Source organism: Chromobacterium sp. LK1 (assembly GCF_001043555.1).
Classification (GTDB): domain Bacteria; phylum Pseudomonadota; class Gammaproteobacteria; order Burkholderiales; family Chromobacteriaceae; genus Chromobacterium; species Chromobacterium aquaticum.
In genome coordinates this window covers 123,627-138,101 of the sequence record NZ_LDUI01000001.1, presented here as the reverse complement: position 1 = coordinate 138,101, position 14,475 = coordinate 123,627, and the positions used below count along the sequence as shown (strand labels likewise).

Here is a 14,475-nt window from a genome sequence, read left to right as displayed (position 1 = left end):
ACGCTGTCTTTTTCCGTGTCCTTCCGTGTGTTTCCGTGGCTAAAAATGGTTTCGTGGATTTCGTGGCGATACCGTTGTTAGATATGGACGCCGTCCAGCTCGGCCATCAGTTTCTGCATTTCCGCGCCGCCGGCCATCATGTCCAGCACCTCCTCCTTGCTGACCGAGTCCTTGGCGTAAGTGCCGAGCGAGCGGCCGCGGTTGAGCAGGGTGAAGCGGTCGCCTATCGGGTAAGCGTGGTTGACGTTGTGGGTGATGAAGATCACCGAGATGCCCTTGTCGCGCGCCTTGGAAATCAGCTTGAGCACATTGACGCTCTGCTTGACGCCCAGCGCGGCGGTGGGCTCGTCCAGGATCAGCACCCGCGCTCCGAAGTAAATGGCGCGGGCGATGGCCAGGCATTGCTTCTCGCCGCCGGACAGGGTGCCTATCGCCTGATGCGGGTCGCGGATGTGGATGCCCATTTCCGCCAGCTTGTCGCGCGCCACCTCGCCGGCCAGCTCCAGATCCAGCACCGGCAGCAGGCCCAGCCATTTCTTCATCGGCTCCCGCCCCAGGAAGAAATTGCGCGCCACCGACATCAGCGGCACCAGGGCCAGGTCCTGGTAAACGGTGGCGATGCCCAGGTCCAGCGCCTGGCGCGGCGAGTCGAAGCGCACCGGCTGTCCGTCCACCCGGTATTCGCCGCCGCTGGGCCGGTGCACCCCGGCCAGGGTCTTGATCAGCGTGGATTTGCCGGCGCCGTTGTCGCCCAGCAGACAATGCACCTCGCCGCGGCGCAGTTGCAAATCCACCTTCTGCAAGGCGATCACCGAACCGAAGGTCTTGCTGACCTGATCCAGCTCCAAGATGTAGTCGTCACACGGTTTCATCTTCGACTCCTTGCGGCCCGCGGCCAGGATTGTTCGGCGCAGCGGCCGCGGCAAGGCGCGCCGATGCGGACAGTACATTGAGTACGGCAAGGAGGCGCAACGCGGCCGCAGGGATTTTGCCGGTCGTGACCATCATTTGGCCTCCGTCACGCGGCGTCTGACATAGTGATTGAACAACACCGCCATCAGCAGCATCAGGCCGAGGAAGACGCGGAACCAGTCGGAATTGATATTGGTGTAGGTGATGCCGATCTGCACCACGCCGAAGATCAGCGCGCCGAAGCAGGCGCCCACCACCGAGCCGTAGCCGCCGGTGAGCAGACAGCCGCCTATCACCGCGGCGATGATGGCCTCGAACTCCTTTTGCAGGCCGCGGTCGGCGGCGGCGGAGCCCACGTCGCACACTTGCAGCACCGCGAACAGGCAGGCGCAGAAGGCGGTGAACATGAACAGGCCTATCTTCACCTGCTTGACCGGCACCCCCACGTTCTTGGCGGCGTTGGCGTCGCCGCCGGCGGCGAAGATCCAGTTGCCGATCCGGGTGCGCGCCAGCACGAAGGCCGCGATCGCCGCCAGCGCCAGCCACCACAGCAGCACCTTGGGCACGCCGGCCGCCGCCGCGCCGCCGTCCGGCAAGGAGGCGATCGCCCCGATGCCGGCCAGCCAGTGGAACAGGCCGGCGCCGACATGGCCGACGAACAGCCATTGCGCCAGCGGGTCCGCCGCCGCCAGGTCGCCGACGCCGCTGACGATGGTGCGGTTGGCGAATAGAATGGACAGCGCCAGCGTCAGGCCGCGCAGGATGAACAGAAAAGCCAGGGTGACGATGAAGGACGGCAGCCGGGTCTTGAGCACCAGATAGCCGTTGAGCCAGCCCACCGCCAGCGAACCGGCGAAGGCGAACAGGACGGCCAGCCAGAACGGCCAGCCGAAGTACAGCGGCGGGATCGCCACCATCATGCCGGCGAAGCCTATCATCGAGCCCAGGCTCAGATCGAACTCGCCGGCTATCATCAGCAGGCAGGCGCCGATGGCGATGATGCCGAGATAGGCCGCCACCTGCGACCAGTTGACGATGCCGTCCACCGCGAACATGCCGGAACCGCCGGCGCCGACGCCGAACACCGCGAACACCAGCGCCGCGCCGGCGACGGCGGCGAATTCCGGCCGTCCCATCAGCCGGTCGAACAGCGACAGCCGCCGCACTCTTTCATCATCGCCGGGCGGCGCCATGCGGATGCCCGCGGCCTTGCCCGGGCTGGCCTTGCTCATGCTCATTGCTCTGCTCCTTGCCCCGGGCGGCCGGTAATTCCGCGCCGGGCGTCAGATCCATCGGAAAACGGCGGCTAGCGGAACTGCCCGGCGTACTTCTCCACCTTGGCGATATTGTCCTTGGTGACGAAGCCGGGGCCGGAGTTGATGTGGCGGCCCTTATAGAGGGGGACCAGCCCGTACTCCCTCAGCCGGGCCTGGAATTTGGGATTGGCCTTGAGCGCGGCTTCCACCTTGGCCGGGTCCGCGGTCTTATCGCGCTTGACGATGGCCAGCGCTGCCACCGGGATATAGCCCTGCAGATAGGGTTGCTGGTCGATGGCGAACTTGATGGTGCCGTCCTTGATCGCCTTGGAAATGTCCTCGGACAGGTCGAAGGTGGCGAAGTAGAGCTTGCCGGCCAGGCCCATCTTCTTCACCGCCTTGATCGCCGGGCTGGCCGAGGTCGGCCCCAGCGTCAGCAGCGCCTGGGTGCCGGGATTGTTGCGCAGATAGGCGCTGACCTTGCTTTCGATGCCGGTGGGGTCGTCGCCGGCGTCCAGCGTGGATTTGCGCACATCGGCGCCGATGGCGTCGGCGAAGCCCTTGCAGCGCTCGAAGGAGGCCGGGTTGGTGGCATAGTGGTTGACGCAGAGGAAGCTCTTGATCCCGGCGGCCTTGGCCTGCTTGCCGGAATCGAAGCCGGCGTCGTATTCCGGCTGGCCTACGTGCAGCAAGGCGCCCAGGCTTTCGCTTTGCTTGATGGTGCCGGAATTGATGGTGATCAGCGGAATCCTCTTGGCCACCACCTGGCCCAGCGGCCGCTTCAGCACATCGTAATCGGCGATGCTGGCGATCACGCCGTCGTACCGCCGTGCCGCCGCCTGCTCAATCAAACGCGCCATGTCGGCCAGGTCGCCATTGGGCGGATTGCGGTAATCCACCTGCACGTTGAAGTCCTCGCCGGCCTGCTTGATCGCGTTCTTGATGGTGTTCCACCAGGCGTCGGAATCCGGCGCGTGGCTGACCAGCACGACACGGGCGTCGGCTGCCAGCGCCGGCTGGGCCAGCGCGCAGAGCGCCAGCGCCGCCGTGGGCAGAGCCCACCTCCACTTACACTTCCAGGATCGCTGCTGCATCTCTCTCCTCCTTCTTATCAGCCGGCCCATCGTGGGGCCCGCCATGGTGTCGGCCGCGGCCACTGTCGGCGCCGGGCGTGAAATCACCTTAAGAGCTTTCGCTCTATTCTGCAAATAATTTTCCAAATATGTTTTTTAATAGAAATATATTTTCGAATATCGACACAAAACGTATACTGGCCAAAATCTTAGGAGAGTCCGCCGATGGCCAACACCGCCCCCGCCGAGGAATTGATGCAGCGCATCGCCGCCGAATACGACACGCTGAGCAAGCAGCTGAAAGTGATTGCCGGCTACGTGGAGCAGCACCGGGGCACGCTGATGCTGCAACGCATTACCGACATCGCCCAGGCTTGCGAAGTGCAGCCTTCGGCCATCGTCCGCTTCGCCCAGCGCTTCGGCTTTGCCGGCTTTTCCGAGATGCAGACCGTGTTCCGTGACGCATTTACGCCACAGGGCGCGCCGCAGCCCAATTACCGCCAGCGCATCCAGAGCCTGATCGCCAACCGCGACGAGCAGCGCTCCGCCGCCGGCATGACCCGGGACTTCATCGCCGCCTGCCAGCAAGGTCTGCAAGAACTGGACGCCGCGCTGGACGAGGCGCAGCTGGAGGCGGCGGTGGAACTGCTGCTGAACGCCGACAACATCTACGTGACCGGGGTGCGGCGCATGTTTCCCATCGCCTCCTACATCGCCTACGCCTTGCAGCACACCGCCAAGAAAGTGCATCTGCTGTCCGGCCTGGGCGGCATGTTTCCGCAACAGATCCGCAGCATTGGCGAACAAGACGTGCTGATCGCCATCAGCTTCCAGCCCTATGGCAAGGAAAGCCGCTATTGCGCGCGGGTGGCGGCGCAGCACAAGGCCCGGCAATTGGTGATCACCGACAGCCAGCTCAGCCCGCTGGCGCGCGGGGCCGACGCGGTATTGACGGTCAGGGAAGGCTCGGCCTTCTCCTTCCGTTCGCTGACCAGCACCATCTGTCTGTGCCAGGCGCTGTTCATCGCGCTGGCCTGCCGGCTGGAGCTGAACATAGAAGAAACCAAGGAGACTGGAGGATATGATGATTGACGCAGCGCTGTTCGGAGCCGGCCGCATCGGCAAGATCCACGCCGCCAACCTAGCCCGCCTGCCGGGCATGCGGCTCAAATACGTGGTGGACAGTCACGCGCCGGCGGCGCGGGAGCTGGCCGCCGCCCACGGCGCCGAGGCCTGCGCCGCGGAACAAGCGCTGGACGATCCCGCGGTGCGCGCCGTCATCATCGCCGCCAGCACCGACACCCACGCCGAGCTGATCCTGGCCGCCGCCGCGCGCGGCAAGGCCATCTTCTGCGAAAAACCGGTGGACCTGGAGCTGGAGCGCGCGCGCCAGTGCGCGCGGGCGGTGGCGGCGGCCGGCGTGCCCTGCCTGATCGGCTTCCAGCGCCGCTACGACCCCACCTTCGCCGCGCTCAAGGCCAGGCTAGCCGCCGGCGAGATCGGCGCGCCGGAAATGCTCATCGTCACCAGCCGCGACCCCGGCGCGCCGCCGCTGGACTATATCCGCCGCTCCGGCGGCATCTTCAAGGACATGCTGATCCACGACTTCGACATCTGCCGCTGGATTCTGGACGACGAAGTCCTCAGCGTGCACGCCAGCGCCAGCGCGCTGAGCGACCCGGCCATCGCCGCCGCCGGCGACGCCGACAGCGCGGCGGTGACGCTGCGCACCCGCCAGGGCCGGCTGTGCCAGATCAACACCAGCCGCCGCACCGCCTACGGCTACGACCAGCGCTTCGAAGTGCTGGGCAGCCGCGGCATGCTGCAGGCCGGCAACCACCGCCCCACCGAGGTGATCGCCTACGGCGAGCGCGCCGTGGCCGCCGACCTGCCCGAGCCCTTCTTCCTGGAACGCTACCGCCAAGCCTACGCCGCCGAGATGGCGCACTTTCTGGAGGTGATGCGCGACGGCGCCGCGCCGCGCACCACGGTGGAGGACGGCGTGCGCGCGCTGGAACTGGCCGACGCCGCCACCCGCTCCTGGCGCTCGGGTCAGGTCGTCGAATTGGATCAGGTCTAAGAGCCTGTTCACAATCTCGCGAGCAAGAGCGAGACAAGGCGTTGCGGCTGAGAAAGCGGAATGTACAAATGGTACATGAGCATTTCGAAGCGGCACTCACCGTGTCGCATCTCACTAAGCGCAGCAGATCGTGAACAGGTTCTAACTCAACAGGGAGGCTTGTCATGTCTACATTAAACCTTGGCGTCGCCGGCCTGGGCCGGCTGGGCCGCCGCCACGCGCTCAATCTGCGCGAGCGCATCGTCGGCGCGCGCGTGATCGCCGTCTGCTCGCCGCTGCCGGAAGAACTGGACTGGGCGCGCCGGGAACTGCCCGACGCCGCCGGCCACGCCGCGCTGGACGAACTGCTGGCCGAACCGGGGCTGGACGCGGTGCTGCTGGCCACACCCACCGCGCTACACGCCGAGCAGATCATCGCCTGCCTGGACGCGGGCAAACACGTGTTCTGCGAAAAGCCGCTGGCGCTGAATCTGGAGGACTGCCTGCGAGTGGAGCGCGCCGCCGCCCGCCGCCCGGAACTCAAGGCCATGGTGGGTTTCGTGCGCCGCTTCGACCCCAGCTACCAGGACGCCGCCGCCAAGCTGGCGCAGGGCCTGGTGGGCCGGCCCTATCTGGTGCGCTCGCAAACCTGCGATCTCAACGACGACAGCGGCTTCTTCGTGCAATTCGCCCCCGCCAGCGGCGGCATCTTCATGGATTGCAGCATCCACGACATCGATCTGGCGCGCTGGCTGCTGGGCGCGCCGCGTCCGTTGCGGGTATGGGCCAGCGGCGTCAACGCGGTGCACGGCGCGCTGGCGCAATACGGCGACGTGGACAACGGCGTGGCGATGTGCGAGTTCGAGGACGGCAAGCTGGCCTGCTTCTACGCCTCGCGCACTCAGGCCCACGGCCATGAAACGTTGACCGAGATCTTCGCCACCCAGGGCCGGCTGAGCGTGGGCGCCAACCCGCGCGCCAACCGGGTGGAGATCAGCGACCGCCACGGCGTGCGCAATGAATGCGTGACGGACTTCTACCAGCGCTTCGCCGAAGCCTTCACGCTGGAGCTGCAGCACTTCGTCGACGCCGCGCGCCTGGATCGGCCGCTGGCCTTGAGCCTGGCCGACGCCCGCGAAGCCACCCGCATCGGCCTGGCCATTACCGAGGCCTTGAGGACCCGGCAGGCGGTGGAGTTGTAAGAACCTGTTCAATGTCTGCTGCGCTTCAGCGATACGGCGTTAAAAACTGCTTCGAAATGCTCATGTACCGCTTGTACATTCCGCTTTCTCAGCCGTTTTCGCCTTGTCTCGCTCTTGCTCGCGAGACTTTGAACAGGCTCGAAGAGCCTGTTCACGATCTGCCGCGAATCGGCGGGAGCAAGGAAGAAAGACGTGAAAACGGCTGGCCTCGCGGTTGCCGCAAGGGCGTGAACACCTTCAAAACTACCGCGCCGGAGGGCTTGTCGCCGGCGCGGCGATACCCTATCGTCCTACTCCTTTCAGCAAAAACAAAACCATGGCGATGCCGATGGACTGACCGGGTTTCATCACGCCGACATCCGTGCGCCCGATCATGGCGTCGCGCCAACGCCCGTTGCGAACTTATATACAAAGGAGAAGCCATGTCATTCGCTTGCAAACCCCTGCTCGCCGCCGTCACGCTGGCCATCGGCCTGGCCGCGTCCGCCCAGGTCCTGGCCGCTGACAAGATCGTCATCGCCCACCGCGGCGCCAGCGGCTACTTGCCGGAACACACGCTGCCGTCCAAGGCGCTGGCCTACGCCCAGGGAGCCGACTACCTGGAGCAGGACCTAGTGATGACCAAGGACGACAGGCTGATCGTGCTGCACGACCATTACCTGGACCGCGTCACCGACGTGGCCGAGCGCTTTCCCGAGCGCGCGCGCAAGGATGGCCGCTATTACGCGATCGACTTCACCCTGGCCGAAATCAAATCGCTGCGCTTCACCGAAGGCTTCGACATCGACAAGGGTGTCAAGCGTCAGAGCTATCCCGGCCGCTTCCCGATGGGCAAGTCCGATTTCCGCATCCACACTTTTGAAGAGGAGATCGAATTCATCCAGGGCCTGAATCACTCCACCGGCCGCGACATCGGCCTCTACCCGGAAATCAAGGCGCCGTGGTTCCATCGTCAGGAAGGCAAGGACATCACGGTGAAGGCGCTGGAAGTGCTCAAGCGCTACGGCTACACCGGCAAGAACGACAAGGTTTATCTGCAGTGCTTCGACTTCAACGAGCTCAAGCGCATCAAGACCGAGCTGATGCCCAAGGCCGGCATGGACCTCAAGCTGGTGCAGCTGATCGCTTACACCGACTGGCAGGAAACCTTCGAACAGAACGCCGCCGGCCAGTGGGTGAACTACAGCTATGACTGGATGTTCCGTCCGGAAGGCATGAAGGAAATCGCCAAGTACGCCGACGGCATCGGCCCGCAATACCCGATGCTGATAGACAAGGCCTCGACCCCAGGCAAGATCAAGCTCACCGGCATGGGCCACGCCGCGCACGCCAACGGCCTGGTGATCCACCCCTACACCCTGCGCAAGGACGCGCTGCCGGCCTACGCCAAGAATATGGACCAGTTGCTGGACGCGGTGTACAACCGCGCCCAGGTGGACGGCGCCTTCAGCGACTTCCCGGACCTGGCGGTGGATTTCCTGCGCCGTCAGAAACAGCACCGCTAAGAGCCGCTAACAAAACCCCTGATCCGGCGTTGCGCCTCCTTGTCGTACGACTTGTACTGCCTGCGTCGGCGCGCCTTGGCTCAGGTTCTCTGCGAGCTTTTGTTAGCGGCCCTAAGCGCGCGTTCCGAAGCCAGCGGCCGCCGGCTGTCAACGCCTGAGCCGGGCCGGCCCAACGCCAGCCTGGGCTCTGCCTGCCGCATGCACGCGCTCACCGAAATAAGCCTCAAGTTTCCGCCGGCCCGGCCGAAAATATGGCCATACTGAGGTAAGGCAGCCCTCGGTTTCCTTGCGCCCACCGCGCAAGTCCCAATAAACACAATAGATTCAGACCAGGTCGACCAACACCAACAGCGCCTTGGGCATGAAAGCGTCGCGCCGCATCCGGCGGCCGATCTCAACGCCCTTTCCGCTAAGGAGCGCACTATGTCCGTCAATTCCGTGAACAACCCGTCCGTCGGCAGTCAGCTCGGCGTCAGCGCCCAGCAGAGCCAGACCAGCACGTCCTCCAGCCAGAACGTCAGCAGCACCGTCACCGCGCGCAATCAGCTGAACGCGCAGCTGGTGGCCAATCTGGACGTGTCCACCAACACCGACGGCAAATCGCTGTCCCTGCTCTACCGCACCGCCATCGACAGCATCAACCAGATCCTGGCCGACCAGCTGAACGGCGGCGCCGGCGCCCAGGCCGCCTCCGACGGCCAGAGCGCGCAGACGGCCCAGAACGCCCAAGGCGCGCAGCAGACGCCCAATATCCTGCAGCAGAAAATGAGCGAGGATAATTCGCCGGAGGGCACGTCCCAGCGCATCCTGTCCGGCGCGCTCAGCTTCTTCAGCACCTATGCCAAGCAACACCCGGAAATGAGCCAGGAAGAACAGGCCAAGAATTTCGTCGACATCGTGCGCGGCGGCTTTGAAAAAGGCTATGCCGAGGCGGTGAACGTGCTCAACGGCCTCAAGGTGTTCAACGGCAGCATCGCCGACGAGGTCAAGAAGACCCGCGACCTGGTCAACAAGGGCTTCGACGACTTCGTCGCCAGCATGACGCCCAAGCCCCAGGGCAGCGACAGCGCCGCGACCGGCGCCTCCGCCAGCACGTCAACCAGTACCTCATCCAGCTAGTTCGATTTAAACTGAAAATAGTTTTAAATTTACAATCAAGTTTTCCCCGGACTGGCCGAAAAACAGGCATGGCCGGGGAAAACTCAGCACCCAGCATCATCGCAGGGCCGTTTCCCGCCGGATGCCGCTAGTCAGCCTAGCGGCAGTTTGCAAGATCCGCTGACAGCGAGCGCTCAAGGCGGCAGGCAGTCGAACGCATCGACCACCCGCGCCCCGCTCGAGCAGCGGCTCTTAAGGAGACCGCCATGCCCATCTCGCCCGTCAGCCTCACCTTGGCCGGCCACGCCGCCGGCCAGCAGCACGCTCATCCAGACAAGCACGACAAACATGGCCGCCAGCAATCGCCCGCCGCCCAGGCCGGCGGCGACGCCGACATCCGCTTCAATGCCCATAGGCAATTCCTGGAGCTGTTCCACCACGCGGTGATGGACCCGCTCAGCTGCGCGCTGGACCTGCCCTTGCTGGACAAGGACCCGCTGGCGCAGCTGGGCCAGGAATCAGGCCCGGCGGCCACCGCCGAGCGCATCGTCCGCGATTTTTACCGGCTCTACACGCTGTACCGCCAGCAGCACCCCAGCCAATCGCTGATGCAGCAGCGCTTCATCTTCCTGGCGGTGGCGCGGCAGAGCCTGGACTGCGGCTTCAACGAAGCCCACCAGATGCTGGAAACCCTGGGCCTGTTGCACCAGGCTTACCATGAGCTGGTCTCGGCCAAGGAACAGGTGGCGGTATCGCTGATCGCCTTCGGCCAGACCTCGGTTTAAACCCGCGCAGCAAGCGTCACCGCGACGCGGCGGCGGCGCTTTCCTTGTTTCACATCAAACTCAGTCCATATACGTATATTTGCAATTACATTTTTTAGTAAATTATTATTTTGTTATTTACGTAGAGCTGGACATGGAATTACTGATAGGAGCGCTCGTCACCTTGCTGGTGGGGCGGGCCATTTTCAAAGGCTACTCGGCCACCGGCGTGTTGATGCTGGGCGGGCTGGCGCTGCTGACCGCCACCGCCTTGCAAGGCTTGCCGGTGCTGCCCAAGAACATGGCCGCCACCGGCCACGCCGTCACCGACATCGCCGAGTTCGTCAAATCCCTGCTCAGCAGCCGCGCCGCGGACCTGGGCCTGATGGTGATGGCGCTGTGCGGCTTCGCCGGCTATATGACCCATATCGGCGCCAACGACATGGTGGTCAAGCTGGCCTCCAAACCGCTCAGCCGCATCAAGTCGCCGTACGTGCTGATGGTGGCGGCCTACTTCGTCGCCTGCCTGCTGTCGCTGGCGGTGTCGTCCGCCACCGGCCTGGGCGTGCTGCTGATGGCCACCTTGTTCCCGCTGATGGTGAACATGGGCATCAGCCGCGGCGCGGCTGCGGCCATCTGCGCGTCGCCGGCGGCGCTGATCCTGTCGCCCACCTCCGGCGACGTGGTGATCGCCGCCCAGGCCTCGGGCATGCCGCTGATAGACTTCGCCTTCAAGACCACGCTGCCGATCTCGCTGCTGGCCATCGTCGGCATCGGCTGCGCCCATTTCTTCTGGCAGCGCTACCTGGACCGCAAGGCGCAGTTGCCGCTGACGCGCCAGGACGCGCATGAAATCATCACCGACGCGCCGGCGCTGTACTGCCTGCTGCCATTCACGCCCATTGCCGGCGTGCTGGTGTTCAACGGCAAACTGGCGCCGGAGCTGCACATCGTCACCGTGCTGATCCTGTGCATCGCGCTGGCCGCGGTAGTGGAATTCCTGCGCCACCGCCGCGCCGCGCCGGTGTTCGCCGGCCTGGAAGTGGCTTACAAGGGCATGGGCGACGCCTTCAGCAGCGTGGTGATGCTGATCGTCGCCGCCGGGGTGTTCGCCCACGGCTTGTCGGCGCTGGGCTTCATCAGCCAGCTGATCGGCCTGGCGCAGTCCTTCGGCTCCGGCGCCATGGTGCTGATGCTGGTGCTGGTGGCGATCACCACGCTGGCGGCGCTGACCACAGGCTCCGGCAACGCGCCGTTCTACGCCTTCGTGGAGCTGATCCCCAAGCTGGCGGCCGAATCCGGCATTAACCCGGCCTTCCTCGCCATTCCGATGCTGCAGGCGTCCAATCTGGGCCGCACTGTGTCGCCGGTCGCCGGCGTGGTGGTGGCCTGCGCCGGCATGGGCGAGGTGTCGCCGTTCGAGATCGTCAAGCGCACCTCGGTGCCGGTGATCGTCGGCCTGGTGATCGTGGTGCTGGGCACGCTGGCGCTGGTGCCGGCCTGAGAACCAGTTCAATGTCTGCTGCGCGTCGGCGATACAGCGTTGAAAACAGCTTCGAAATGCTCATGTACCGTATGTACATTCCGCCTCCTTAGCCGCAACGCCTTGTCTCGCCCTAGCTCGCGAGACTTTGAACAGGCTCTGAGAACCCGTTTCCGATCTGCTGCGCTTCAGCCATAAGGCGTTTGAAGCGCCGCCAAACCCGGTTCCCGCCGAAGAGAAAACGGCCGCCCTCAGGCGGCCGTTTCTCATGGCGCAAGGGAAAGCTTATTGCTGGGCCGGGGTGTTCTCGGCGAAGTATTCGTGGCTGTCCGCATTGTTCAAGGCCTGGGTCGGATTGGTTTTCGCCAGGTTCTTGGCGCCGGTCTGGCCGTAGACGTGATCGCTGGTCCCCGCCACCACGGTGAAGTGGGACAGCTCATGCACCAGGGTGCCGCCCTTGGAGTCGGTGCCGCTGGTCGGCGCGCTCCAGAACGCGCCGCACAGATAGATCTTGTACGGCTGCGACGGATAGACGTAGGCATAGGTGCCGCCCTGGGTGCAACCGCAATCGATGCTGATCGGCTTGGTGTCCAGCGCGTCCTTGATGCTGACGTAGTGCGACTTGGCGGTATTCCAGTTGGCCTGAGAATACTGGCCGAACCAAGTGGTGTAGCGCGGCGTGCCGGACGGGGAACCGGACAGATAGCTGACCGAATCATTGGCCATGCCGATGGCCGCGCTGACGCCGCCATTGGTCTGGCTCTGCTGGTTCACCGAGCAATTGGCCGCGTAGCTGACGCTGGAAGCGGCGGCCTTGCGGCTGAGGATGGACCATTCGCGCTGCGCGTCCAGCGACTGTTTCAGCAGCTTGCTGCTGCGGCCGGCCACCGACACGCTGGCGGTATTCGAGCTCAGTACCTCGTCGGCGGCAGCGGCGGCTTCCGCGCCGGAGGCGATCTTGGCGTTCAGCTGCGGCGCGGCGCGGTTCAGCACGCGGGAGCTGGCAGCCTGGAAGCGCACGTCGAAGCGGCCGCTTTGCGACATGTCATAGTAGTCGGACACCTTGACCTTGACGCTCAGCGAAGCGCCCGGCGCCAGCGCCACGGTGTCCTTGATGGTGGGCGTCACCCGCTTGTAGCGCGGCCCCAGGTAGCTGACCGGCTTGCCGTCGCGGCTGACCTCGAAAATCTGTTCCTGCAAATCCTTGCCCGGCAGATACCACTTGTAGATATGCAAGGTCTCCTTGCCGGTATTGCGGTAATTCAGCACCACCTCGACATCCTGATCCGCCGCCACCGCGGCCTGCTGCTTGGCCACGCTCACCTGCAGATCATGCGCCTGGACCAGGCCGCTCCCCAGAGCCATCACGAACAACGGAATCGGCAACAGTTTCTTCATTGATTTTCTCCATGGCGGAAGCGGCAGCCCCACCGCCGCGGTCAAAGCCGCCAAACGGAAGGTTTTCAGCCGTTCCACTCCTTTGTCATCACGTGTTATTGAAATGGCCGCATACATATTTCGAATGCGAAAGTCATTAAATACATGACAAAGAGATGATTTCAATCAAGAAAAGCCAGCCCGCCGACAGAAAATCCGCGGCTGTCTGTTTTTTGGCACGCTTCATCAAATGGCTTGTTCTAGGTTAAAGTAATGGGTTGCCCTGCTTGGTGAGACCGATCCAGGCAGGCGACATGCCGGCAGGCCCGCGCCGCGCCCGGCTCCGCATCCCAACCTTCGACTGTTTATCGAATGGCGAACACCATGAACCAGACTCCTGAAAAGGCTCTGGTCGTCCTCTCGGGCGGCCAGGATTCCACCACCTGCCTGTATTGGGCCCTGCGCACCTTCGGCCGCGGCAATGTCGAGGCCGTCACCTTCGACTACGGCCAGCGCCACCGCGTCGAACTGGACTGCGCGCGCAAGATCTCCGAACTGGCCGGCGTGCGCCAGACCGTGTTGCCGATAGACACCTTCGCCGCCATCGGCGGCAACGCGCTGACCGACGCCGACATCGCGCCGGAAGACGGCGCCCGCGACGACGACGCGCTGCCCAACACCTTCGTGCCGGGGCGCAACCTGGTGTTCCTGACCTTCGCCGCCGCGCTGGCCTATACCCGCGGCGCGCGCCACCTGGTCACCGGCGTGGCCCAGACCGACTACTCCGGCTACCCCGATTGCCGCGAAAACACCCTCAAGGCGCTGGAAGTGGCGCTGCGCCTGGGCATGGACAGCCGGGTGGAGCTACACGCGCCGCTGATGTATCTGTCCAAGGCGGAAACCGTGGCTTTGGCGCAACAAGTTGGCGCGATGGACGCCTTGGCCTGGAGCCACACCTGTTACAACGGACAGGTGCCGCCCTGCGGCCGCTGCGCGTCTTGCGAACTGCGCGCCAAGGGTTTCGCCGATGCCGGCGTGCCCGACCCGCTGATCGTCCGCTGCCAAACCCGCGCGGAGAGCTGACATGCATACCTCCAGCCTGATTTCCGGAGCCCGCTTCGAAGCCGCCCGGCAGGTGGCCGGCGCGCCAGACCGTACCGCGCGCCCGCACGGCCACAGCTTCCGCGTCATCGCCCGCGCCGACGCCCAATATCCCGGCCACGAGCGGCTGCAAGCGGCGCTGGACGCCGCCGTCGCGCCGCTGGACTACGCCGATCTGAACCGCCAACTGGCCCAGTGCGACGACTTGGCGCTGGCCGCCCATCTGCGCGCGGCGCTGCCCTGCCCGGCGGCGCTGAGCCTGCAAAGCTCGCCGCAGCGCGGCGTGACGCTGGACGGCGACATCGCCTTTAACTGGATACAGGTGCAGTTCGAAGCCGCCCATCAACTGCCTCATGTGCCGGCTGGCCACAAATGCGGCCGTCTGCACGGCCACGGTTTCGGCGTGCGCCTGGCCGCCGACGCCGGACTCAGCGACCACGCGCGGCTGGAAGCCGCCTGGTTGCCGCTGTTCGGCGAACTCAATCACCGTTACCTCAACGACATCGCCGGCCTGGACAACCCCACCAGCGAAGTGCTGGCGCAATGGCTGCACCAGCGGCTGGCCGACACCCTGCCGGGCCTGGCCTGGGTAGAGGTGCGCGAAACCCATAGCGCCGGCAGCCAGTTCGACGGCCAGCGCTTCCG

13 protein-coding genes and 1 pseudogene are annotated in these 14,475 nt (G+C 64.8%); 9 read left to right on the top strand and 5 right to left on the bottom strand.

Annotated features, from left to right (window positions below; translation table 11 throughout):
* Positions 1-77: 77 nt before the first annotated feature.
* The 4 genes from VI26_RS00580 to VI26_RS00570 all read right to left on the bottom strand — a co-directional run bounded on the left by VI26_RS00580 (position 78) and on the right by VI26_RS00570 (position 3,262).
* Positions 78-872: an ATP-binding cassette domain-containing protein gene (locus tag VI26_RS00580; protein ID WP_048407794.1), complete on the bottom strand. Its 795-nt coding sequence runs from the start codon at positions 870-872 to the stop codon at positions 78-80.
* Positions 859-1,008 carry a hypothetical protein gene (locus VI26_RS24180; protein WP_156183687.1) on the bottom strand — a complete coding sequence of 50 codons (150 nt, stop codon included), beginning with the start codon at positions 1,006-1,008 and terminating at the stop codon, positions 859-861. Before VI26_RS24180 ends, VI26_RS00580 begins: the two co-directional genes overlap by 14 nt.
* Positions 1,005-2,150, bottom strand: a complete 1,146-nt coding sequence (locus tag VI26_RS00575) for an ABC transporter permease (protein ID WP_082150805.1) — start codon at positions 2,148-2,150, stop codon at positions 1,005-1,007. The genes VI26_RS24180 and VI26_RS00575 overlap by 4 nt, the downstream gene beginning before the upstream one ends.
* Positions 2,151-2,218: 68 nt before the next feature.
* Positions 2,219-3,262: a sugar ABC transporter substrate-binding protein gene (locus VI26_RS00570; protein ID WP_048407793.1), complete on the bottom strand. Its 1,044-nt coding sequence runs from the start codon at positions 3,260-3,262 to the stop codon at positions 2,219-2,221.
* Between the two features lie 204 nt (positions 3,263-3,466).
* On the opposite strand from VI26_RS00570, the gene VI26_RS00565 reads away from it, so the two are divergent.
* The 7 genes from VI26_RS00565 (at position 3,467) to dcuC (ending at position 11,373) form a co-directional block, all read left to right on the top strand.
* Positions 3,467-4,333 (top strand): MurR/RpiR family transcriptional regulator, encoded by an 867-nt coding sequence (locus tag VI26_RS00565; RefSeq protein WP_048407792.1) that lies wholly within the window; start codon positions 3,467-3,469, stop codon positions 4,331-4,333.
* Positions 4,323-5,321: an inositol 2-dehydrogenase gene (gene iolG / locus VI26_RS00560; RefSeq protein WP_197081329.1), complete on the top strand. Its 999-nt coding sequence runs from the start codon at positions 4,323-4,325 to the stop codon at positions 5,319-5,321. Before VI26_RS00565 ends, iolG begins: the two co-directional genes overlap by 11 nt.
* Positions 5,322-5,485: 164 nt before the next feature.
* A complete protein-coding gene (locus tag VI26_RS00555; protein ID WP_048407791.1) occupies positions 5,486-6,502 on the top strand; it encodes a Gfo/Idh/MocA family oxidoreductase in 1,017 nt (338 codons plus the stop codon).
* 422 nt (positions 6,503-6,924) lie between these two features.
* On the top strand, positions 6,925-8,007 hold the full coding sequence (gene glpQ / locus VI26_RS00550; protein ID WP_048407790.1) for a glycerophosphodiester phosphodiesterase: 1,083 nt from the start codon (positions 6,925-6,927) through the stop codon (positions 8,005-8,007).
* A 423-nt stretch (positions 8,008-8,430) separates the two neighbouring features.
* Positions 8,431-9,126, top strand: a complete 696-nt coding sequence (locus VI26_RS00545; protein ID WP_053074152.1) for a DUF5610 domain-containing protein — start codon at positions 8,431-8,433, stop codon at positions 9,124-9,126.
* Positions 9,127-9,371: 245 nt separating this feature from the next.
* Positions 9,372-9,890 (top strand): DUF5610 domain-containing protein, encoded by a 519-nt coding sequence (locus VI26_RS00540; protein WP_048407789.1) that lies wholly within the window; start codon positions 9,372-9,374, stop codon positions 9,888-9,890.
* Between the two features lie 133 nt (positions 9,891-10,023).
* Positions 10,024-11,373 (top strand): anaerobic C4-dicarboxylate transporter DcuC, encoded by a 1,350-nt coding sequence (dcuC, locus tag VI26_RS00535; protein ID WP_048407788.1) that lies wholly within the window; start codon positions 10,024-10,026, stop codon positions 11,371-11,373.
* Positions 11,374-11,637: 264 nt separating this feature from the next.
* On the opposite strand, the gene VI26_RS00530 is transcribed toward dcuC, so the two are convergent.
* The gene (locus tag VI26_RS00530; protein WP_048407787.1) at positions 11,638-12,750 is read right to left on the bottom strand and encodes a M35 family metallo-endopeptidase; all 1,113 of its coding nucleotides are present in this window, start codon (positions 12,748-12,750) and stop codon (positions 11,638-11,640) included.
* A 363-nt stretch (positions 12,751-13,113) separates the two neighbouring features.
* Between VI26_RS00530 and queC the strand changes: the two genes are divergently transcribed.
* Complete coding sequence (gene queC / locus VI26_RS00525; RefSeq protein ID WP_048407786.1) at positions 13,114-13,812, top strand: 7-cyano-7-deazaguanine synthase QueC; 699 nt, start codon at positions 13,114-13,116, stop codon at positions 13,810-13,812.
* Positions 13,813-14,131: 319 nt separating this feature from the next.
* A pseudogene (locus VI26_RS25220) lies at positions 14,132-14,467 on the top strand (6-pyruvoyl tetrahydropterin synthase family protein); the annotation flags it as partial.
* Positions 14,468-14,475: the final 8 nt, after the last annotated feature.